The sequence below is a fragment of the Flavobacterium sp. 3HN19-14 genome, from assembly GCF_051373205.1.
Taxonomy (GTDB): Bacteria; Bacteroidota; Bacteroidia; order Flavobacteriales; family Flavobacteriaceae; genus Flavobacterium.
In genome coordinates this window covers 1,588,051-1,609,295 of record NZ_JBPPZT010000001.1, presented here as the reverse complement: position 1 = coordinate 1,609,295, position 21,245 = coordinate 1,588,051, and the positions used below count along the sequence as shown (strand labels likewise).

The window sequence follows — 21,245 nt, the reverse complement described above, 5'->3', positions numbered from 1 at the left end:
CATACTCCTTAAGCAACTAAAATATCCCGTTATAATTAATTAAATGTAATAAATTATCCCTTACAGAACCATCATGGTTTGTTCTAAGATACTTTGGCGTATCATTTACTACATGAATTTCAGATCCTGGAATCCATCCTGTCCCAGAATAATTCCAAACTAAGGTTTTTACGTTATTTAATTCATTTGACACAAGCGAAAATGTATTAGCTTTGGAAGTCTTTTTCGCCTCCCAAAATGAGTATCCACCCCCATTATTTAGTCTTGCTTCATGAACAGCATAATCAGTCACTACACCGTGTGTATCAGTCCAAAAACCTGATATAAAAAAATAATTCATTTGTTTTACTTTTGTTATTTAAGAAATTTGATTTAACCATTTTGAATATGCCAAAACATCGATCATCGGAACCGTACCTCTAAACTGCAATTCAGAAATGAGTTTAAAAAGAAACGACGTAGCAGGTTTACCTCCTGAAGCAAATTGATATGAATTTGTTGGCATGGATTCCTGATAAAAAAAACCATGTGCCGCCACGCATCCCATATTTATGTTTGTTGCAGCGCTAAGAGCGGTTTTTAATGGATTGCCAAATGCCGGTTTCCAATCGCACTCAAATGTTAAGATGCCACCTATAATATGATGTGGTGCTTTTGCAGGAAATGTTCCCCCTGCGTGTGGAATCGGCAGACTTGTACGAACTAATGACGATACTGAAGCTACTTTATCGCTGGCATACTTAATATACTCTGCAGTCAATGTTTGCTTTGCTTCAAAGACCGCATATACACTTTCAGCAGGAACAATTTTCTCATTTTTATAATTGAAAATGAAAGGAGAATATTGCCTGTCAAAAATAATCACATCCATCTGTTGGCTAAAGTTTCCTTGGCTGTCAACCACAAAACCATTACATACTTGATACCTTTTCGGCAAGTACGATTCAAAAAGTTGTAGCCAGATAGTTTCACTAACGTCTCCTTTTGTTCCAGGATGCGAGAATGATTTTCGCGCTATTTCTAATTGCTGATGAATCTCATCATGGAGACTCTCTAATAAAGTTGATAATGACCAGTCTGACATAATTAGTTTTCGTTAAATGGTGGTGTTGGAACAAGTGACTTAGCTATATTGACAGCACTTTCGTCTGTGACTGCCTTTTCAGGGAAAGCATCCAGTACAATCGACGGTATTAGACGCTGCATTAAATCCGAATATGTTGCACCATATTTTCGTCCATCTTTTGCCCCTGTGAGATCGACTATTGTAGCAATTGACTCCTCGTTAAGACCTAACTCTTTTAGTGGTTGATTTAGAACTGCTGCTCTCTGCTCTACATTTGGTCGTTCGAAAATAAATATCTCAGCAGCACGTCTTTTAATTGCAGGGTCAAGGGAATCTGGACGATTTGTGCACATAATCACCGCAGCGGGAAATTTCCCATTAGCGAGGCTGTCAATACCTCTTATAAAAGCATTGACGCCGGCTTTATCCTCATGGTGCATTTGACTATTTTCTCTGGACTGCGCTAGGGCATCAGCTTCATCAACCAAAAGAATAACAGCGCCATTAGACTTTGCATCATCGTTCTTTAATTTTTTTGCTTTTTCAACCGTATAATCAAAAGCCGCTGAAACTAATTGCGTCATTTCGCCAACCATCCCCTTACCGCGGGTTGATAAACTTAGCGGCAATAGCTCAATGGCAATTTTTTCTTGTCGCGCAACGGCATCACCAATTGTATATGCCAATTCAGACTTACCAGCACCAACATCACCTGCTAAAATAATAAGCGGCGGCCTGCGCAGTACAGCATTAAATACATTGTTTGCGTCAGGATGATATTTCTGCGTCCAAGTCTTTATGGCAGCTGAATTTATTAGCAAGCCTAGTATTTTTGCAAGCCTGACTTTTTTATTGTCAAGGCCAACTAACAGGTCATAACGACTTTTATAATCGACATCAGGATATGTAATCGTTTGTTCGAATAATTCTGAGAATGAAGGTTTATGATTTTCCATGTCTTAATAAGATTTTACGATTGCACGCTCTAAAGCCCTGCCTCCTGATGAATATGTTTTGTCTGTACTCATGTAACCCGTAACACCAGGCTCAGTTCCAGTTCCCCTTTGGAATGGAAGCGTCCTTTTGAATTTGTCTTTTTCATCTTGTGAAACATTAGAATATTTACTGCTATGGGTTAAAAAGATGTAAATGATGCACCGGAAATGTTTGCGCCTGCTTTAATACGTCCTGGTCGTCATCTGCTCCATACATGTTTTGCAGGTCTCTTGCAGTATATTGTAAAGAAGGCTCAATCCATTTGCCATCTTTTTGAAAGCCGTAAGTAACTTTCTCAAGATAGCCATTTTTAAGGTATTCGATTAATTCTCCTTCGTAATCTGAAATACTGGAATCGGATGGGTAGCCGTAGAACCTTTGAATTCTTTTTAAATCTGTTGCCACTTTCGACGCTAAGTGTCTCGCATGCGTCACTGTGAAAGTCTGTGTATTCGAATTTGTAAAACTTGAACTCATGATAATTATATTTGAAATGTTGTACCAAAAACCTTTTGCCAGTAGTAAACCGTTTTCTCCTTATTAGTCGCAGCGAGCGCTGCATCAATCGCATCGCCCGCATCAAGGGCAGCGTCTGCAATCATTGCCGCTTGTGCCGAAGTGTACAATTTAGCCGCATTATTGTTCGGATTGACCGGATCAATAACTTTTACCGGTTCGCTAAACGTCGGCAATTTTGACTTTGAATAATAATCTTCAAAGTAAATAAGCTCTCGCAAATCAGATTGTGCGAGATAAGAAAAGAAGTGCTGCAAGCCCTCCGGATAATCCCGGAAATCCTTCCCTTCATCAATCAGTTTACACATCACCAGTTCCACCATAAAAGACTTGAAGCGGAAACCGCTACGTTCAGATTTCATGTGCCTTACCCAATATTTAGCGAGCCTGATTACTTGGGCAAAATGCGTATCTTGTAGCTTTTTACGGTTCCGGATAAATTCTAAATGCCTAGGAATACATGTCTCTAAAAACGAACCGTCTTCCTGGCTTACTAAATTTCCATACCAATCAGGATCACCACTATATAATATCGGAACGATATCCACATCCAATCCTGATCCTTTAAAGTTAACCGTCACACAATAGGTTTTCGGCTGAACCTGATCGGGTGTAAAATTCGGAAAAGCCTTTCTTAGTTTTTCGGCCAGATAATCTATTAATGCGCTAATGTCCTTTGGGACATCTGAGCCACTTATATAGCATGCTACATCAATATCATTAAGCGATTTTAGTGCAGTTCCTTTTGCTAAACTTCCTGAAAGTAGCATTTTTTTCAAGGTAAAGTCAGGATGCTCTGCGAGATATCCGGTTAATTTCTCTCTTAATCTACCTGCTTGGGCACGGTATTCGTCAGCCTTGTCTTTCGGAAGGTTGACTCGGTCTTTTGCAAACTGGGCAATCTCGTTATGCCCTACATGTTCTCTTGCCATTTAAATGAATTTTGTCAAACAATGGTAACCATTGAATGGAATTAATAATAAATAATTTGATACAGTTTAAAGCGCACAGAGTACGCATTAAACTACAATCCAAATGAAGAAATAATATTTCCTCAGAAAAAAAATGTGGAATAATTAGGTAATAAGAAGAATTCTTATACTTTTGCAGAAGGAATCTTAAGGGGCTCAACCATTAATTCCTTCTGACCGGAGCTTCAATTCCATTAGCTTCGGTTTTTTTATTTTTGTAATAAACATTTTAACAATTACACTTTTCAACAAAGTGGATTCTTCAATCAGTCCTATGAAGTCTTAGGTGGGACTGGTAAAATTATAGGTTTAAATTCTTACAATATAATTTATTCTTGTAAGTTATAAACAATTTAATTAACAATTTTGCGCAATTGCTTTAACCTATCTATAATTCTACTTTTTAGATTACATTCTTTGGCGTATTTAATATCCCTAACTAAAAAAAGCTGTCCCTAGGAACAGCTTAAATAAGATGCTTTTTTATATTTTATAATAACGCTATTGTTACGCTTAAGTTTAGACTAATCGTTTTTGTTAGCCTCTTTAGCAAATTTTTCTCTAATTAACTTTAATAAATCTATCGCATAACCTTTGGCTTTCTGTAGGAAAGTTCTTCTTGCACCTTCTCGTTCTTAACCATCTCTTTAATCGTTAAACGAGATTCGCAAGATGTTTTGAATTGCCATGGTGATTAAGGGCTGATATGAAACCTCATTCCTTGACGCTCATGGATTGGCACTAAGAAATCTTGAATCCATGGCATTATATCTTGAGATGGATGTTTAAATCCGTTGTTTAGTCCATAATTAACAAATAAGACATTGTAAGGACGTTGGACAAGGTTAAAAAATTCCTCGCCAGAGTTATGGCGTGATCCGTGATGCGGAATTTGCGTCAACCAATTTTTCCCTAGGAAATTTTGATACTTAAGTCGAAAAACTGAAACATCAGTTGGATTCAACAAAGCTATGTCTGACGTCAATAACACATTTGGAAATCCAAAATAATCTAAATCACCATGATAACCGCTATATCTATAGCCTTTCCACGAATGACTTACAAGAGTATTAGCGTGTGACTTAAAATGATATATGTTATCGACTCTACACATAAACCAAGAGTCTGGGTGACCACTCATTCGGCACAGCGCGGGTTTGTTTAAGTGCAATAAGCAAAGTGCCGTGATATTTAAATTATCTACAACAATATTACGCGATAGGTATTTAGATTTGGCTTTATTAAATATTTCACGTATAGGAGGGGCATTTCTGATCCCACGTATGCAAGTCAAGATTTCATCTAATGTACTTTTCTCGCTTAGTCCATATTTCTTAAGGAACAGCTTGGTAACTTCTTTATAAAAAGCATCTTCATCCGGTTTGGCCGCTAATGACTTTTTGTAAAACAAGAAGTCCATTAAGTAATCATGACTTTGAATCGTCTTTCCTTTACTACTATCTTTAACTTTAAACAATGATGCTGCAGTTTTACTTAGTCGTAAGTTTGATAAATCCTGTCGGTTCCAATATTAATTTTCCGTCGTATTCGAAATCGATTCTTTCTTTATCTTTATTAAAATCCGATCTTTCAAAATCGCCCTCTTCGCTGGGCAATATTGGATCGGGATCATCTTGAACAAAAAATACTTCTGAATCCCCATCAAGATATTCGTTTAAAGTTTCTATAGGGTCAATCATTAACCGCAAAGTAAAATCAAGTGACGGTCTGTAACCTCGACTTACAAGTAAAGTACGCGCGATTAAATAAAGCCTTTGTTCAAAAGTCAGAAAGGGCATAACTAGACGACGAACGGTGACGCCTTGTAATAGTTCATCTATTCCGCTCACATGATCATTATCAAAATGAGAAATGACCAACAAATCTAAGCCGTAAGTAACAATTTCACGTTCTGACCTAAATCTTTCGATTTCCCTGCTTAAATCACTGGGATTTTTACTACCGCAATCGAAGACCATATCAAATCGGCTGCCCCGTAGCTCTAGGAAACCGGAATAAAACAAACCTTGTCCAATCGGATGAATTGTAAACTGCTGTAGCATGTTAATCTTCTTTAGGATTCTTTTCCTTTAATTGTGCTTTAGCAAAAAGGACAGAGATCAATTCTTCAATCTTCTGCATAACCTGATGCGTTCCGACACCGACGAGAAAACCGACGGCTATGAGCGTATAATAAGATTTTAAATTGTCGCCCGTTAGCTTCTGCCCACTCATCAAATCGCTTTTGACTAAGCAAAGCGTAATCAATGCGAGGACACCGCTTTGCAATGGTCGAAAAAGATACCAGAAGAACCACGTCATGATATCAAATCTTACAGTTGGTTCTGGCTTTGCAGCGTCTGCTAAATGTTGGTAAATACCACGCAGGCAATAAAAACTTCCGCCAAGAGCACCTGCAAAAAACATTGTATAAGTAACCTTCTCATTTACCTGTAATTCAGTCAAATCGACTAATGTACTTTTAAGGCTTGGGAAAGAACCTGTAAAAATCCAAAGACTTGAAAAAATAAATAAAGTCAAATTATAAACAATTACTACACCCAGCAGCAATTGTTCGTTACGCGTTAGCTTATTCATTTACAAAACAATTTTCTATCTTTAATCCGTTGCGATTCGTTATAATCCTTGTACCACCAACTTTGTTCGGCCGTCGGTGCGGCAGGCTTCAGGTAAAGTTTACCCTCTCCTCTATCTAACGCTTTTTGCCGACTGTCGCGCCATTCATAATGATCAAACATTGTAACGGCCTGAATCATATACGACACGGCAATTTTTCGGTCACGGAAAACCCATAAATTTTCTGCATTATCGCGGTCTGCCGCATTTGAAAAGTTGTACGAACCTGTATATACACGCGCATCTTCCGTATCAAAATCAATTACCACAAATTTATGGTGCATCCTGATACCGCCACCTCCTGAAACTTCCTTTTTAAATGGTTGAGGCACATTTTTCAATAAGGTTGCGGGATAGGCGACGGGCGCATTTGCGTCTGGTTTCTTAATATCAAGTCCGTCTACACCTTTGTCAGAGATACCATAGACAAATCGATCATTTTGAGACGTTATATTAACGATTGACTTTTTTATTGGCCTTTCGGTTTGATAAAGGAAAGCCAAAGAGAACATCAGACTTGATTTAGTTTTTAAAATATCTTCAGCAATTAAATCTAAGCAGGCATTTGTGGCATTATGAGGAGAGAATGTAACTTTCCCATCAATACCTTGAATATCTAACGATTTCCAATCCGCACTGTCAGTCGCAGAAAAAGCATTTTTATCATCAGGTGAATTCCAAAGATCATCAAACGCCTTGAAGAAAATATCTACCGGTGCGGCTCCGTTGACTATTATAGCATTATTGTTCTGCACAAAAAAACCACGCCACGAAAAATTTGTAGAACCACCGAGCACTACATTTTTAACCCCCTTAACTGCGATAAATTTACTATGCTGTAATCCGCCTGCTTTCTGACGCTGCACATGAGCTCCTGAAGTGACGAGCCGGGCTGCCGCATGACTCTCGGCTGAAGTCGGTTTCCCATGCTTATCAGAGGTATCTATTATAATTTTTAATCTTGAGCCAAATTGCTCGAGTACATTCACCATTTCAGGTAAATCCAAATCATATGCAGCCACTCGCACTTCGGCGTGAGTATCATTCAACGCCTCTTGCAGCATCTCGTTGATTACTTGACGGGCTTCATAGCCCATCCACTCCAACGCGTCTTTTTGCAAAAGGTTCGGCGATATATATTTTAGAGGGTCTTTACCTCTTGTAGGCAGTATATTTCCTGATTTCCCATCTTTATTAAATCGGTCTGCAAAGGCCTGTGATGCTACAAAACCTCTGGTAAAAGCAATGTTTAATAGACCTGAATAAGTTTCATCGCCAAGCGCAATTTGTGCAAGCTGTGATTCTCCGTAACCTAACACACCGTGATCATCCATGTAGACGTCGGTTACCCGATAAGTATACAAACCTACTTTTTCAGGGTGATAAGGGAAATGCGCCCATCGGAATTTTTGAATCGGCGATTGTTTTGATGAGTAGATGTTTGGATTGACTGAACCATCATTTGCCAAAAAGGACAGCCGATTTTTTAGAGGATAAAAAACTGAACTTCCTGGCTCACAATATTCAATGGCAAAGCCAACAAAATTCAATGGTGGCGTGGTAGCATTCCAATTCATTGCAAGGAGAACCATATTTTCTCCTCTATAAAGCTTAAGCTTAAAAGGCGCCGCGGCATTAGTTCCATATGCCTCGAAATTATTTGCGATGCTCATAAAGTCAGTTTTAATATAAAGTCATGTTAATTTGAAAACGACATTATAATTATACTAATTCGAAAAGTATAATTTAAGAATCGCAGCAAGTCGTAAGCCTCCCTTTAATACCTGTTTTTCAACCAGCGGGGCAGCTTTGTCTATGTATGCCTGATTAATGTTGGCTTCTGTTCCTTTAAGTTTGTAGTCATAGACAATTGCATCTAAGTTTTTTCTTGAATCATTAGCCCAGGCTACAACATCAATTTTTTGAATATCTGAAACTTCATTCGGACTATATGTGTTTCCGCTTAAAATTGCATCGAGTCTTATTCCCTTTTTTGATATAATTTCCGAGTCCCATACTGCATGTAGATTAGTTTTCTTTCCGAAAAAGTCTGCTTTTATGTCGTTTCCACCATGGTCACCGCTATATCCTACATGTAGGGGTTGGTGTAAATCTCCTATTAAATGAAAGAGCATCATTAACTCTATTTTAATATTTTCTTTGGTCATTCTCTCTTTGTGTTCAAAATCTTTAAGTATAGTCTTTAAGATTTTGATAATGTTTTTTTCATTCGTTTCGGAGGCTGGAGTTCCTTTAGCAAAATCTGCATAATGATAGGGCTTCATGTAATCATATGTGTGATTGCTTTTAATCTTGTCCATCCAATTAGCTGCATCTTCAATCGAAACATCTCCAAGGTATTCTAAAACGTTTTTCTTAGTAGTTTCATCTAAATAATTGAATGCGACTTCGGCGACCATACCGTGACCTTTTGGTTCCCGAAGGCTGAGCTTTTGAAGTTGAATTTAAGTTCGGTAATAGCATCAGTAAAATAATTGCGTACTTCATGACATAAGGTTTTAGGGTTAGTAGAATATAGTCGTCGTGAAAATATTTCACATTTAACTAATTCAAAATTAATCAACTAGAACAATATTTAAGCACGTAGAAATACCTGTTTTTCAATTTTAGCGAATATTTATTTTTTAAATCTCATTTTATAAATCAGATTAGTGAATTTAAAAATTACATAGTCTGAAATTGTTATTATTTTTTTATATTAAAATCCAATTATTCATTAGTCTCCGTTTATACCTAGTCGCTTCTAGTTATTTAAAAAAATCACATTAAATTTTAAAATTCTTATAAATTAATTCGTTTTTTGGTACATCATTTGATACTGATAAACAGAATATAACGATATATTTTCTGTTTTAAACGCATATCTTAAAAAGTTTGTCTGCACTTAAATACAGTACATCACGGATAGTCTGGCATTAGCATTTATTTAGTCTTTTTTATATATTAAACAACATTACCAAACGAGAATTTTTTTAACCCTTAATAATTACTATCATGAAAAAAATTACTTTAATTTTATTTATTGCATTTTGCGTGAATTGTTTCTCGCAAGACCAACAATGGTTATGGGCCAAACCCATCCTTGGCAGCGAAGGTAACGAAACTGACAAAGCTATGGCTGTCGCTACCGACGCGAACAACAACATATTTGTTGTAGGTCAATTTACCAGCAACACACTGACTTTTCCCGGATATGATTACGATTTGACCAATACTTTTCCAATAAACACTTTTGAAAGTTTTGTCGCGAAATACGACACTTCGGGAAACATAATCTGGGCAAAGAAGATTTCTGGATCAGGCGCCGAAAAGGCAAGCTGCATCGCAGTTGATTCTGTTGGAAACTTTTATGTCGCAGGCATTTTCGACAGCATTTCTTTGACAATCGGCAGCAATGTACTTACCAACGCAGGTGGTAACGATATCTTTATTGTCAAATACGACACGAATGGAAATGTAATATGGGCTAAAAGTGATGGAGGCACTGGCGACGAATATTGCAATGGTATCGCGGTGGATATCAACGGCAACATCATAATCGCGGGCGGCTATAAGAGCCCGACCTTAACGATTGGAAGCATAACGCTTAACAATGGTGCAAATTCTAACGACGACTCAGATATACTCATCGCCAAATACGACAATGCCGGAAATTCAATTTGGGCGAAATCGTGGAATGGCACAGCCGAAGATATGGCCAATGATGTTGCTGTCGATGCTTCAGGCAATATCATTTTTACGGGATATTTCCACAGCCCCTCTATCGGAGACGGCTCAAGTGGACTGACGGCAGATACAAACACCGAAAGCTCAATATTCCTTATTAAATGTAATCCTTCAGGCGAACTGTTTTGGCAAAGGAAATGGTCAGGCAGTCTTGCCAATGTTGGAAGAGACCTTACAGTTGATAGTGAAGGCGGCATATATTTTATCGCACAATATCAAGGAGGCTACATTACTTTTGAAACGACAACACTTTATTCTGATGTTAACGGTGCATCGACGGTAGTCAAATATAATCCTAACGGCTCCGTTGCATGGGCAAAGATTTGCGCGAGTAGCCGAGTGTTGGCAAAATCTGTAGCGGTTGATTCCAATAAAAATCTGTATGTTGCCGGAGATATGCTGAATGGTTTTTCGTTTGGTGAAAGCCTTACTTATCAATTTGAACTAGGGGATATTGCAATTCTGAAATATAACAATGATGGCTCGGAAGCATGGGCGCATTTGCAGGTGAAGACCAGGGCGAGTATGTATTTAAAATCGCGACCGACACCGAAAATAACGTGATTGCGCCTGGATTATATGTCAGTGCGGCAGTTCATTTCGGCGACCACACAATTAATCAGGGTGCAGGTGTATATGATATATTTCTTGCGAAATTGGGCACTGGAGTACTAGGTGTAAGTCAAGTACCCCAATCTAATAGTTTTATTATTTATCCTAACCCAATGGGCTCTGAAACAAATATTTATCTTGATGAGCCTTCTGTCTCTTCGGCGACAGTAATTATAACTGACGCTCTTGGAAGAAAAATCAAAACTTATGATTTTAAAGGACAATTATTGACTATCAAACGAGATAATCTGGAAGCCGGAAATTATTTCATAAAAGTAATCGATGATAAGGGAAATGTCGAAATCAAAAAATTACTTGTGCAATAAGAATTATTAAATTTTTTATTTAACAGCCTTTGCAATTGCAGAGGTTGTTTTGCTTTACACCTATTGTTCTTATCTCTCAAAGCAATGGTAATTAGACAGCTCTGGAATTATAGCGTTTATCATATTTGTTTTTTTTAGACTCATTTCCATTTATTAAAACTGCTTATTTAATCCTTAATGAGAAAGTTAAAACAGCCCCGTGTCAGTCAACCTGCCAACACGGTTTCCGCGAGCGGACATCCTCCGAGTTTCGGTTGACTAATGCGCTGCGCCACTTAAAGGCCGTTTTGTTGTTCCTCATACGGACTGCAATAAAGCAGCCATTAAAAAGGTAAATTCACATGAGCACAAAACAAAAATTCCTCAAAAAACAGCTTAACAAAATCATCAAAGCCAATCCAAATTCAATCCGCGCCGAAGTTGCTATCGAGGCATTGAGTTATAGGGGCGATATTGAAACTTTCTTTTCCAATCTTCTCAGCTATGGCTGCCAGTCGGGTATGATTAGCAAATTGATTTATTACTGCGACACTCACAGTTTCTTTAACACTCATTACAACGAGATTGATGCTTTGCGTGAAGAACTAGAAGACGATTTAGGCGCACCGCTTCAGCCAAAAGGCGATCTTAAAAACTGGTACGCCTGGATGGCGTTTGAAGAGACTGCGCGTTATATTGCAGAAGAACTGGGGCTTTGACCCCAGTTTTTTTTATCCAAACGATTGAGAGTTACAAATTCAAAATTTCTGAATTTAAAAGTCACTTAATTACATCATCAATTTTAGATTTATCGTTTTTGTTTTCTCTATAAAAACTTCCCATCGATTCGTCCTTTTCTAAAACAGAATAAAGGCTGTCGGATTTCATCTCATTTTTCTCCAAACCATATCCATTTCTATATATAGCCTCTAATGCACATTGACATGAGATGTCGTCAACTTTTGCACCTTGCTTTAGATAATGAATTGCAAATTGGCGATTTGCTTCATCCAGATTGTTTAGATATTTCAATTTAAAAACATCATTGTTATAAAGCTCGATTGTACTTGCAAAAATCTGATAATAAGAAAGCGGCGTCTTATATTTATGGTTCACAAGTAACGAAACGGAAAGTTTTTCAAATGGATATTTGTTATGTTCAGCATATTCCAAATATGTCCCATAATCGTAGTCGTTACCTGTTGCCAACGCCTTTTTCTTATATTTTTCCATTAATATAATTTCTTTATTCACTTCGGTTTTTTGTTGCTCCTTGCATGAAATAAAAAACACAGTAAGCAAAAACAAATAACTTAATTTAGCCATACGTCTATTTCTTTTTAAAATTTCCTTCACCAATTTTAGTATTATTTTTATAAATATTGAAAACACCAGGTTGGTTAAATTGATCGTTTAAAATATGTGTTCTCCCACCCGTTTCAACTGGAGGCCATGTTATATAGGCTGTTGGAGCCCAAAACGTCATTTCCTTACGTAAATTTGATAAATTCTGAGCTAGTCCTCCCAAAATTCCTGTATCACAAGCAAATAATTTTACTGTGATTGGAGTGTGATTTTTGACGGCATTTTTATACATCTCGCTGTGTTCTTGTAAAAATTTATCAAACTTTGTTAAAGTTAATTGCCCACACGCTCCGTTAAAACTTCCATGGCTAATCCATATAACAGTATTATCTTCAAATTCGAAATCATCAAATCTATCAGCAGCAGAATGTTCGGGATCAATACTCATCAAGATTTCCGAATTATCACCAGTACGCTTCATGAAATTTTTTTCCCTTTCTTTTCCCTGCGCTTTTTCTTTCTTTTTTTGTGGATCGATATCCGATTTTTTCTGAGGGTCTCCTTTAGTTTTTGGGTCACTTTCTGCCTCGCCTTCATCCGCCCATTGCTGTGACATAGCATTCATACTCTCCGTAGTGATCTGCCCCCTTTCATTTGGAGGAATGTACTTGCCATTTTCATCCCTTTTAACCCTGCCCGCATAGTCAAGTTCGGTCATTCCATCATAAGTAGCCGCACCGGTCGGATCAGCGAGCCTCACAGGATTGTTATCAAATGCCACGTAAGGCGAATATTGATGATGAATGATTGGATCCTGCACGACCCATCTTGCAATCGCTGGGTCATATTGACGCATATCCATCGCATACATATTCAGTCCCAATTCATCCTGAAATTCCTTCCCATTCAATTTGTATTTATAATCGTTCTGCTCCACAGGCGTCAGAACTACCAAAACGCCATCATCCTCTTTTATATAATCAAACTTCTGCGCATTGTAATTCATGTGCTTGAGCCCGAACGGGTAATAATGGTTTTCCTCTATTATCTTCAGATTTCCTTCCGAATCCTTGCCATAGCTCAGACGAATATTCCCAAGATGGTCGAGATAATTATAAACATAGTGATAAGAACCTTTCTCGCCATCTACATAACCTTCGGAAGTCTGAAAAAATGCCAGGTCATTCCCGTTGTACTGAAACCCATCGGAATAATAGGTTGTGGTTAAGGCGCCGTTGTCATTGACCTTTTTTTCAACTTTCTTACCCGTCGCGTCGTAAAGGTAATCAATTTCCGAATTGGTTCCGATTTCTATTTTCACCGGTAGATGCAGATGGTTATAAGTAATCAGGCTGATTTTTTTGTTCTTGTCGGAAACCATATCGCCATTAACATCATAATTATAATCGGCATCCGTATTCGTGCCATCCCTGAAGCCGTCATAGCTATTAGTGCTATCAGTAACTTTTAAAAGAACATTCGTATCCGGCACATAATCATAAGTTAGCTGATCAATCGCATAATACTCACTTACCGAGTCCGAATCTAGAAAGCCATTTCGTTTCAGCGACATGATATTGCCATTGTTGTCGTAGCTTACTGCTTCATCATAGGAGTTCAGTTCGGGCGCAATCAATTCAGTGTCTGAAAGCAGTTTTTTGTAGGTCGCACGCTCGAAACGATTCAGGTCGTCATATTGATAACCATACATCCTGATTTTATTGTCTGAATCCGTTCGCCAATAGGCCTCTGAAATATTCCCATCAAACAGTGCCACGACACCATTTACCTCCTGCCGTGGCCTGTTGTATTCCAGATTTAATGAGAACAGATCTACAGGATTGTCATTGTTATGCCCAAAGACATCATTTATTGATGTTAGCCACCCGCGCGCGTTATAGGCATAATCGATTTTCTGATAATAGGTATTGCCTGAGACGTCTTGCCCGCCGGTCTTTTTTGAAATGGCACGCCCCAGCTTATCATAACCGTTCAGCGACATCAGTTCTGACGTGCCATTCACGCCGATTTGGTGCAGGTGCTTCGATAATCGCTGCTGGGCATCATAATAAAAGCTGTCCTTTGTATACATCGTGTCATAGGCTGGTGTCCTTTTATGCTTTGTGATTAAAGTAACCGGCATACCCGTAAAACTAAGTGCGGTTTCCGTTTGGGTGTAACCACCCAGATAGTTTCCTATATAATTCTTTATCGGTCTCAGCTTTTTATCGTATAAAATATAATGTGTTTCGGCGGAAATTGTGTTTGGTTCCGATAAGACTCTTACCCATGAGCCGGTCTGCAATCCTTTCACATTTGTAGTCGCAGGCTCATCGATTACCGTTACAGGGAATGTTGGCGCTCCGGCAAAACTATAGTCATCGTAGTAATTGACGGTAAGCAGCTTGTATCCCGATGCAGGCACAATATTGCTCGTGTAAAGTGTATTAAATCCGTCTATCGTTCCAGAGACAGTGCGCGATTCATACATTGACGTATTGTCAAAAATAAGATCGGTGAGCGATACGCGCCTTTGTGCGTAATCATTTTCTTCCTGTAGCCATCCGGTATATGCAATCCTGCCAAACTTATCGTATTTGGTTATCAGCCATCCCGTTTTGTCTTCACCAAAAGGTGAATTTGCGGGCCTGAAGCAGCAATCCTGTCAAGCTTGTCGTAGACTATAAACTGCCAAGTCGCACCAGGTTCTTTTTTGCGGCGAGCCTGTTGCGGTTGTCGTATTTGTATTGGTAGCAATATCCTTCCATCTGGTTGACAGGGTCTGTCGCCATCGGCGGCACGACATAGGCAAGATTGCCAAATTGATCATAGACGCTATAGGTATCTACTGGTAATTGGTTGATGTATTTTCGGAGCAGGATTAATTTGCCTTCCTTATTTGTAAATTCAATCGTGCTTCCTTCTTTTTCCACCGCAGCAACAGAGGCATTCTCGTCATATGTGACTGTTTTATATAGCTCTCCTTCATCGTAATAGCCATCATCAACAAAGGAGATATCGAATATCTTGTCAGTATTGTTCCAAGTGGCAGTCGCGCTGTAGAAATGAATATTATCAGCAGACGTATTGTTAAGGTATTCCAATCTCTTTGTATGTTCGCCCGACATCGTCCAATCATTGCCAGGCGAGGCAATCTTTAAAGTCCTTTCCAACGGAGATTCATCGAATTGCTTTTGAACATAAGGATTCAAGGTATTCTCAAACTCCACCTGATTATAAAAGCTGTGCGTATCGATCTTTGCAGTCGTTATAAAATTCAGGGTAGCAGTGGCATCGGTATAAGGGAGGTACTGGTATGTTTCCCTTCCAAAATCATCATACTCCATATGGAGGACAAGATCCTTTCCGTTTCCGGCCTGCCTGTGTGCGATTTTTTGTATCGGTCTACCTAAACCGTCGAAATACGTGACGGTTACGGTAGTATCGCTCGCTGTAAGGCTTCCGCCTCCAGACTGATTGATGGTCATTCCGTTTAGGGTTGGCTTTTTATATATTAGATTTTTGATGTAATTCTGGTTCTGGCTTTGTGCAAACGCGAGAACTGGCAATATCGTCGCAAAAAATAATTGTAGCTTTCTCATCCTTCCTAATTATTTATAGTGATATTCATTCTCCGACAGACGATTACCGTCATTGTCTTCGACATATTTGAGCCTGCCGAAATTGTCGTAGTAATATCTGGTTTTTAAGCCTCTGGCATCGATGATAACGCTTACGCCAACCAAAGGCTTATAGGCATACCCTGCAAACATGGCATCATTAAGTGCCGAAGATGTTCGGAGACTTTCCAAAGCGGCAAGAAGCTGGCTTTCCGTTCCAGTATTAGACAGGGTTTTAAGAGAGGAGATTGCCGTTGTCGAGATACTGTCGTAAGCTATATTCTCAATCTTGGCGATTGGCCTTGTTCCGTTATATCCCCAGATGATTGACACGGGTACACCGTTTTCAAGAGTATATTGCAGTATATTGCCCTTATCATCGTATTTATCGTAAGTAAGCCTTTTTTCGCTATCCACATCAGGAACAGCACCTTTTTGGCTATAAGCAAATTTGGGCATAATATGCTGTGCCGTACTGGCATCTTTTTCAAAAATGATGTCGCTAATCGAGGTAACAGTGTAATCTTTTTTAGTGACGGTTTGAACAGGGGCATTCGTTATATGTGCTGATTCCATTTGTTGTTCTATCGGAAGGAAGTCGTTATGCTCCTTCGGGTAAAAATACATGGTCGTATAGGTATGATCATTAGTCGTATTGGTATTGTCATTTGAACCGGAGGTTACGACAGTGGATTTTTCTCCTTTTGCATTATAGGTGTAGCTTTCGTTGGTTGAAACATTCCCGTTAGCAAAATATTCTGTGGAGGCCACGTTTTCCAAGACGTAGGCATAAGATGCCATCGGGTAAACCCCATATGTCCATTTATATTGAAATGGCGCTATCTGGAGTGGGTCTCCTGGCGATGGCCCGCTACCGCTTCCTACTAGATCGGTATTTCCAAAGGAATGATTTGCCGAGATGATTCCGAAAAAAATATTGTTCGTCATGATATTGACGTAATTGTAGCTTTTTTCAGCCACTTTATTCAATTGCTTATCATAAGTTTTTTCGTTAGCAATGAAGCCGTTTTTAGGAAAAGGGTCGTTAGGAAAACCCTTGCGCCCTCCGTTTATTTCGTTGTGATAGGTGAATACTTTTTTTCCAATATTATCTACATCGTTGGCGGCAAGTTCGATTTCTTCGACCCTGCCATAGCCTACAGGCATACCTCCGCTCGATCCGAAATCATTGCCCGAAATGGTAAACCTATAATAGTATCCAACATTCCAACTAATGGTACCTGGCGTTTGACTACGGTTTGCATACATCGCAGTTGTTTTTTCTATCGGCTCAAAGTTGTTCAAGAGCTTGCCTTCGAAATAATTGATATGCTTGTGCGAGCTGATAATATTGGAACCTGTATAACTCCTTATATCTTTTATCCTTAAACCGCATTGGTGGCTTGTTGACTTATCGATGTTCGTATCGTTATAAAAATCGACACTACAATATGCTTGTGCCATGTTATCGTATGGATATGGGTATGTAAAATTAGGAAAGTTAGCAACTATCTCATATGTAGCATCTGGCTCATATATCATACGCATCTCTTCATATTTATCGATACTGCCATTAGAATTAAATTCTTGCATTGTTTTATAAAGGGATGGCGTCCATGTTTTTACAGCTATATGGTTTTTCCGAAGCACGATACTTGCACCGTTGTAAATAGCACTTGTAATCGAGGTATCAAGCGCTCCACCCGACATAGGTGATCCGTGAGAGAACGCAATCGCAATTCTTAAAGTACAATCATCGCCAATGTCGAGGAGTTGGATTGACTGACTCTCAGGAACAGGTAATCGCCCTTTGCTGACTGATTTATGCCGTGTGGCTTCAAAAAGTTCAGCAGCATTGGGGATAAACTGATTGTTAAAAGAATTGGGTTCATACTCAAAAGTTGTATATCCGCCTGTAGGATAATTAATCCTGTTTAAAATACACGCACTTACCTTAGTATTATCAGTATATCTATAAGCCTTCAAATCCTGACGATATTCAAATAGGACATGCCCGAAATTCATGTAGGCAGGAAGATATGGATATTCGAAATAATCAAGGTCAGGAATGAGTGTCGTATTGCCATTAAGACCGTTGTAATAACCCCAAAAATCTACATCACAGGAATTTTTTGCGGGTAAGTTAATGGAAGTATCATATCCAAAAGAATAAGGAGGCTTGCTGTTATCCGTGGTCTCAACCCCGGAATAGGGATCATAGCCGATTTCTTTGACTGAATTAAGCTTAAGCCTTTTTCTCAGGTAATTGTCTTGCGCATTGAAATACTCATATCCAAACAGAAATGATTTTACTTTTTTATTTGTGAGCGTTGATTTGATATCTATGGACGCAAGCCTTGAGGAATTTGAATAATATAAATCACTTCTGCCTTCACGATTGAAGATGACCTGAGTATCATCGGTCGTAATGCTTTCGAGTACTTGTCTGGTACCAGAGCTGAAACCATTTGCATTGCCTTGCATTGCGAATGGCCCACCATCATCGTTAAGTATAAGATTAGATTGTTTTATGATTGAACCAAAATTTTCGTCGTGATATCCAAAGTTTATTATCTTTCCGTTTGAGAGTTCAATTTTTGTCAGTTTATAGGTCTTGCCGGACAGAAGGCCATTAAAATTATTAACCTCTACAATATTGAAAGAATATTTAGTGCCGTTCGGTGTCAAAGCATAAGTACCCTGTTGTCCAGTGTTATAAAAAGAAATATTGGATTTAGTGCCCATCAGGACAATCTCCTGCGTTAAGGGATTTTTATAGAATTTACCGCTATACCCGCCAAAATTATAAGTAAAAACGTCCGGTTGCCCATGCCCGTGGCTCAAACTATTAATAATTATGCTTGCATCCCAAGCCAGCGTTCCACACCTATATCCTGCCCACTCAGCTCCGGTTTGTGGTTCAGGCATCTTTGTACAATCCCCTTGCTGAAATCCGTCATGGTAAAATGCAGTTCCGCCCACACTATTCATAAAAGATGCATATTGATATTGGTCACCACCCAGATAATTACTCCAGTTATCTTCCAAATCTTCCTTACCGCGTACTTCCTGTATGATCGTGCCTTCCGGCTCCAGGCTCCAACCCAGCCCGACCCATGTCGCTTCGTCGGCAACCTTTATGCCGGAACTTTGGTATCTCAAGGTGATTGGAATTTCCTCACCATCCACCTGAACCTTGTAAAGCGGAATTGAGATATCTGCCGTGCCGGTATAATAGCCCACAGGAATATCACCGAATCTGTCCAACAGCGCAGCTTCTGGCGAAGATGGGATATAGGTATTGGTTGGTTTAAAATCATTCGTTGTCTGAGAAAAACTTTTTAAATAAATTAGTAGTAGAAAAAATGTAAAACCTGCATTACCCTTTTTTAAAACTTTAAAATCCATAGTTGAAACTGATTTTATTTTGAAATGCTTTTAATGATCTTCATACTGGCGTCGCCCTTATCGGTAGCCACCTTGATGATATAAATACCTTCCGGATATTTGTTGAGGTCAACCGGAATCGTCCTATCGGTCGCCTTGAAATCCTGTAATTGCCTGCCGGAAATATCGTAAACAGAAACATTTCCTTTGGTATAATCGAAGCCGACAATGACATTGGTGTATTGCTGTGCAGGATTTGGAAAGGCTTCAATAGTTCTTTCTTCCTTTATCTTTTTATCCTTGTCCTTCAGCTTCACGACCCAAAAGTCGTTATTGCCCAAGTTGGTCTTTTTATCCTTTGAAGCTTTCGCGCCAGGCTTCGGCCGCTTTGCGACATCGCATCGCCTACACCATCAAGCAGGTTGCCGTCTGCGCCTTTTTCGCATCTAATGGATTCGATATATCGCCGGCACTCATTTTCAATGGGCTATCATTTTTCGTCTTTTCATTAAAGCCGTCGGTCAGTTTTTGTGTCTTTTCATTCACGAAGCCATTGGCTTTATCTTTCGCCTCCTTGACATTACCGCCGACTGTATCGTTGAGTTTATCGGCAGCGGCAATATTGCCATTTTGAATATTGTTTTTTACGATTCCTTTTTTGGATGATTTTTTACTCTTATTCTCGCTTTCGGGATTGGACGTTCCCGCCATCAGGTAACCGCCGTCACGGGTTTCGATGACCTTTCTTAAGACATCGTCACCTTTACTGCCAACCGTCCTGTCCCAAAGCTTTTCGCCTTTCTCTGAAATCTTCATGGCTATGTAATCGCCGTCACCGCTGTCGGTATCGGCATAACCGCCCACAAGAAAACTGTGGCCATGATTTTCAACGAGCGAGGTTAGCACATCCACTTTCCCGAAATCATAGGTTTCCTGCCAATCAATCTGTCCATCTTCAGATAGCTTGATGACCCAGATATCCGTACCATTCCTGTTGGTCTTGCTTTTATTGCCGGTCGTGCTTGAGGCAGAATTTCCACCAATGATGTAGCCTTTGTCGTAGGTCTGCTTTAAGGCAAAAAGTTGGTCGTCTTTATCGCCGCCGAATGACTTATCCCATTCAACCTCACCCTTGCCATTAAGTTTGATGATCCAAAAATCATTGCCGACACCATAATTTTCAGAGGATTTATTCACCGATCCTGCGAATTGGAAGTGCCACCTAAAATATAACCGCCGCCGATCGTCGGGATAAGGGTTTTGAGTATATCGGCATATTTGCCGCCGAAAGACTTTTGCCATTCCTCCTTACCCTGGCTGTCAAGCTTTATGATCCAGTAGTCCAAATTGCCGCGGCTTTTGTTTTTCTTGTCGCCGGTATTCTCGGATGCAGAACTGCCGCCCACAATATAACCGCCGTCCCGCGTCGGGCTGATACTCACGAGGTCGTCCTGTCCGCTGCCGCCGAATGTCTTTTGCCATTCTTCTGTGCCTTTGGCATTCAACTTAATAATCCAGAAATCATTGCCTCCTCGACAGGCTTCACCTTTACTGAAATCTTTGGGCGAATTAGAAATACCGCCCAAAATGAAACCTCCGTCATTGGTGTTCTTGATGCTGACGAGCAAATCGGAACCGCTGCCGCCAAAACTTTTCTGCCAGTCCTCATTGCCATTCTCATCCATTTTCCAAACCCAGAAATCGAGGTCGCCATTGGCGACTTCAGTCTTGTTACCTGATTTTTTGGAGAGTGAACTGCCTGCAAGTATAAAGCCGTAATCAGCCGTAGGCTGTACGTCGAAAAGATATTCGGCTTGTCGGCCACCATAGGATTTCTCCCATTGAATGTCTTGTGCAAATGCTGAATAGCTAACAAGACACAGAATTAGAAATATTTTTTTTAGCATCATTAGTATTTTTATCGGTTGGAAATATATTAATATTTTTTGGACTATAACTACGTAGAAATACCTGTTTTTAAGATTTTTTTAACAAGAAAAAATAGACTTTGTTTGGTTAAAAAAATAAGCCGCCTAACAAGGCGGCTCTTTACAAGGTCACAAATAAAATGCCCTACATTTAT

At 39.3% G+C, this 21,245-nt stretch carries 21 protein-coding genes; 3 read left to right on the top strand and 18 right to left on the bottom strand.

The window, feature by feature from the left end:
- Positions 1-16 precede the first annotated feature (16 nt).
- From ACSLFW_RS08520 to ACSLFW_RS08470, 11 genes are all read right to left on the bottom strand, one after another.
- Positions 17-340 carry a hypothetical protein gene (locus ACSLFW_RS08520; RefSeq protein ID WP_436555406.1) on the bottom strand — a complete coding sequence of 108 codons (324 nt, stop codon included), beginning with the start codon at positions 338-340 and terminating at the stop codon, positions 17-19.
- A gap of 18 nt (positions 341-358) precedes the next feature.
- Entirely contained in the window at positions 359-1,084 is a 726-nt protein-coding gene (locus ACSLFW_RS08515) for a DUF6602 domain-containing protein (RefSeq protein WP_436555405.1), read from the bottom strand.
- A 2-nt stretch (positions 1,085-1,086) separates the two neighbouring features.
- Positions 1,087-2,022, bottom strand: coding sequence for an AAA family ATPase (locus ACSLFW_RS08510; RefSeq protein ID WP_436555404.1), 936 nt, complete (start codon positions 2,020-2,022; stop codon positions 1,087-1,089).
- 3 nt (positions 2,023-2,025) lie between these two features.
- Positions 2,026-2,211, bottom strand: coding sequence for a hypothetical protein (locus ACSLFW_RS08505; protein ID WP_436557406.1), 186 nt, complete (start codon positions 2,209-2,211; stop codon positions 2,026-2,028).
- Positions 2,195-2,539 carry a hypothetical protein gene (locus tag ACSLFW_RS08500; RefSeq protein ID WP_436555403.1) on the bottom strand — a complete coding sequence of 115 codons (345 nt, stop codon included), beginning with the start codon at positions 2,537-2,539 and terminating at the stop codon, positions 2,195-2,197. The genes ACSLFW_RS08505 and ACSLFW_RS08500 overlap by 17 nt, the downstream gene beginning before the upstream one ends.
- 5 nt (positions 2,540-2,544) lie before the next feature.
- A complete protein-coding gene (locus ACSLFW_RS08495; RefSeq protein ID WP_436555402.1) occupies positions 2,545-3,510 on the bottom strand; it encodes a CBASS oligonucleotide cyclase in 966 nt (321 codons plus the stop codon).
- A 733-nt stretch (positions 3,511-4,243) separates the two neighbouring features.
- Entirely contained in the window at positions 4,244-5,026 is a 783-nt protein-coding gene (locus ACSLFW_RS08490; protein WP_436555401.1) for a hypothetical protein, read from the bottom strand.
- 13 nt (positions 5,027-5,039) lie between these two features.
- Positions 5,040-5,612 carry a hypothetical protein gene (locus tag ACSLFW_RS08485; RefSeq protein ID WP_436555400.1) on the bottom strand — a complete coding sequence of 191 codons (573 nt, stop codon included), beginning with the start codon at positions 5,610-5,612 and terminating at the stop codon, positions 5,040-5,042.
- Between the two features lies 1 nt (position 5,613).
- A complete protein-coding gene (locus tag ACSLFW_RS08480; protein WP_436555399.1) occupies positions 5,614-6,147 on the bottom strand; it encodes a hypothetical protein in 534 nt (177 codons plus the stop codon).
- Complete coding sequence (locus ACSLFW_RS08475; RefSeq protein ID WP_436555398.1) at positions 6,144-7,859, bottom strand: phospholipase D-like domain-containing protein; 1,716 nt, start codon at positions 7,857-7,859, stop codon at positions 6,144-6,146. The genes ACSLFW_RS08480 and ACSLFW_RS08475 overlap by 4 nt, the downstream gene beginning before the upstream one ends.
- A gap of 54 nt (positions 7,860-7,913) precedes the next feature.
- Entirely contained in the window at positions 7,914-8,606 is a 693-nt protein-coding gene (locus ACSLFW_RS08470; RefSeq protein ID WP_436555397.1) for a S1/P1 nuclease, read from the bottom strand.
- A gap of 595 nt (positions 8,607-9,201) precedes the next feature.
- On the opposite strand from ACSLFW_RS08470, the gene ACSLFW_RS08465 reads away from it, so the two are divergent.
- The 3 genes from ACSLFW_RS08465 (at position 9,202) to ACSLFW_RS08455 (ending at position 11,569) form a co-directional block, all read left to right on the top strand.
- Entirely contained in the window at positions 9,202-10,497 is a 1,296-nt protein-coding gene (locus ACSLFW_RS08465) for a hypothetical protein (protein WP_436555396.1), read from the top strand.
- Entirely contained in the window at positions 10,425-10,871 is a 447-nt protein-coding gene (locus ACSLFW_RS08460; RefSeq protein ID WP_436555395.1) for a T9SS type A sorting domain-containing protein, read from the top strand. The genes ACSLFW_RS08465 and ACSLFW_RS08460 overlap by 73 nt, the downstream gene beginning before the upstream one ends.
- A 341-nt stretch (positions 10,872-11,212) precedes the next feature.
- Positions 11,213-11,569 carry a DUF7222 domain-containing protein gene (locus tag ACSLFW_RS08455; RefSeq protein ID WP_436555394.1) on the top strand — a complete coding sequence of 119 codons (357 nt, stop codon included), beginning with the start codon at positions 11,213-11,215 and terminating at the stop codon, positions 11,567-11,569.
- 61 nt (positions 11,570-11,630) lie between these two features.
- Here the strand turns inward: ACSLFW_RS08455 and ACSLFW_RS08450 are convergent, their stop codons facing one another.
- The 7 genes from ACSLFW_RS08450 to ACSLFW_RS08420 form a co-directional block, all read right to left on the bottom strand.
- Positions 11,631-12,206 (bottom strand): hypothetical protein, encoded by a 576-nt coding sequence (locus ACSLFW_RS08450; protein WP_436555393.1) that lies wholly within the window; start codon positions 12,204-12,206, stop codon positions 11,631-11,633.
- Entirely contained in the window at positions 12,181-14,646 is a 2,466-nt protein-coding gene (locus ACSLFW_RS08445) for an RHS repeat domain-containing protein (RefSeq protein ID WP_436555392.1), read from the bottom strand. Before ACSLFW_RS08445 ends, ACSLFW_RS08450 begins: the two co-directional genes overlap by 26 nt.
- Before the next feature lie 190 nt (positions 14,647-14,836).
- Positions 14,837-15,757, bottom strand: a complete 921-nt coding sequence (locus tag ACSLFW_RS08440) for a DUF6443 domain-containing protein (RefSeq protein WP_436555391.1) — start codon at positions 15,755-15,757, stop codon at positions 14,837-14,839.
- Between the two features lie 9 nt (positions 15,758-15,766).
- Entirely contained in the window at positions 15,767-19,042 is a 3,276-nt protein-coding gene (locus ACSLFW_RS08435; protein ID WP_436555390.1) for a hypothetical protein, read from the bottom strand.
- A 155-nt stretch (positions 19,043-19,197) separates the two neighbouring features.
- Positions 19,198-19,503, bottom strand: coding sequence for a T9SS type A sorting domain-containing protein (locus ACSLFW_RS08430; protein ID WP_436555389.1), 306 nt, complete (start codon positions 19,501-19,503; stop codon positions 19,198-19,200).
- A 64-nt stretch (positions 19,504-19,567) separates the two neighbouring features.
- Complete coding sequence (locus ACSLFW_RS08425) at positions 19,568-20,359, bottom strand: hypothetical protein (protein ID WP_436555388.1); 792 nt, start codon at positions 20,357-20,359, stop codon at positions 19,568-19,570.
- A complete protein-coding gene (locus ACSLFW_RS08420) occupies positions 20,356-21,072 on the bottom strand; it encodes a hypothetical protein (protein WP_436555387.1) in 717 nt (238 codons plus the stop codon). Before ACSLFW_RS08420 ends, ACSLFW_RS08425 begins: the two co-directional genes overlap by 4 nt.
- Between the last annotated feature and the right edge of the window lie 173 nt (positions 21,073-21,245).

Coding starts and splice junctions, on each gene's coding strand:
- ACSLFW_RS08455 (WP_436555394.1), top strand. CDS start 11,213: ATGAGCACAAAACAAAAATTCCTCAAAAAACAGCTTAACAAAATCATC.
- ACSLFW_RS08510 (WP_436555404.1), bottom strand. CDS start 2,022: ATGGAAAATCATAAACCTTCATTCTCAGAATTATTCGAACAAACGATT.
- ACSLFW_RS08420 (WP_436555387.1), bottom strand. CDS start 21,072: ATGATGCTAAAAAAAATATTTCTAATTCTGTGTCTTGTTAGCTATTCA.
- ACSLFW_RS08480 (WP_436555399.1), bottom strand. CDS start 6,147: ATGAATAAGCTAACGCGTAACGAACAATTGCTGCTGGGTGTAGTAATT.
- ACSLFW_RS08460 (WP_436555395.1), top strand. CDS start 10,425: ATGGGCGCATTTGCAGGTGAAGACCAGGGCGAGTATGTATTTAAAATC.
- ACSLFW_RS08475 (WP_436555398.1), bottom strand. CDS start 7,859: ATGAGCATCGCAAATAATTTCGAGGCATATGGAACTAATGCCGCGGCG.
- ACSLFW_RS08470 (WP_436555397.1), bottom strand. CDS start 8,606: ATGGTCGCCGAAGTCGCATTCAATTATTTAGATGAAACTACTAAGAAA.
- ACSLFW_RS08500 (WP_436555403.1), bottom strand. CDS start 2,539: ATGAGTTCAAGTTTTACAAATTCGAATACACAGACTTTCACAGTGACG.
- ACSLFW_RS08440 (WP_436555391.1), bottom strand. CDS start 15,757: ATGAGAAAGCTACAATTATTTTTTGCGACGATATTGCCAGTTCTCGCG.
- ACSLFW_RS08515 (WP_436555405.1), bottom strand. CDS start 1,084: ATGTCAGACTGGTCATTATCAACTTTATTAGAGAGTCTCCATGATGAG.
- ACSLFW_RS08520 (WP_436555406.1), bottom strand. CDS start 340: ATGAATTATTTTTTTATATCAGGTTTTTGGACTGATACACACGGTGTA.
- ACSLFW_RS08485 (WP_436555400.1), bottom strand. CDS start 5,612: ATGCTACAGCAGTTTACAATTCATCCGATTGGACAAGGTTTGTTTTAT.
- ACSLFW_RS08465 (WP_436555396.1), top strand. CDS start 9,202: ATGAAAAAAATTACTTTAATTTTATTTATTGCATTTTGCGTGAATTGT.
- ACSLFW_RS08445 (WP_436555392.1), bottom strand. CDS start 14,646: ATGTATGAATCGCGCACTGTCTCTGGAACGATAGACGGATTTAATACA.
- ACSLFW_RS08495 (WP_436555402.1), bottom strand. CDS start 3,510: ATGGCAAGAGAACATGTAGGGCATAACGAGATTGCCCAGTTTGCAAAA.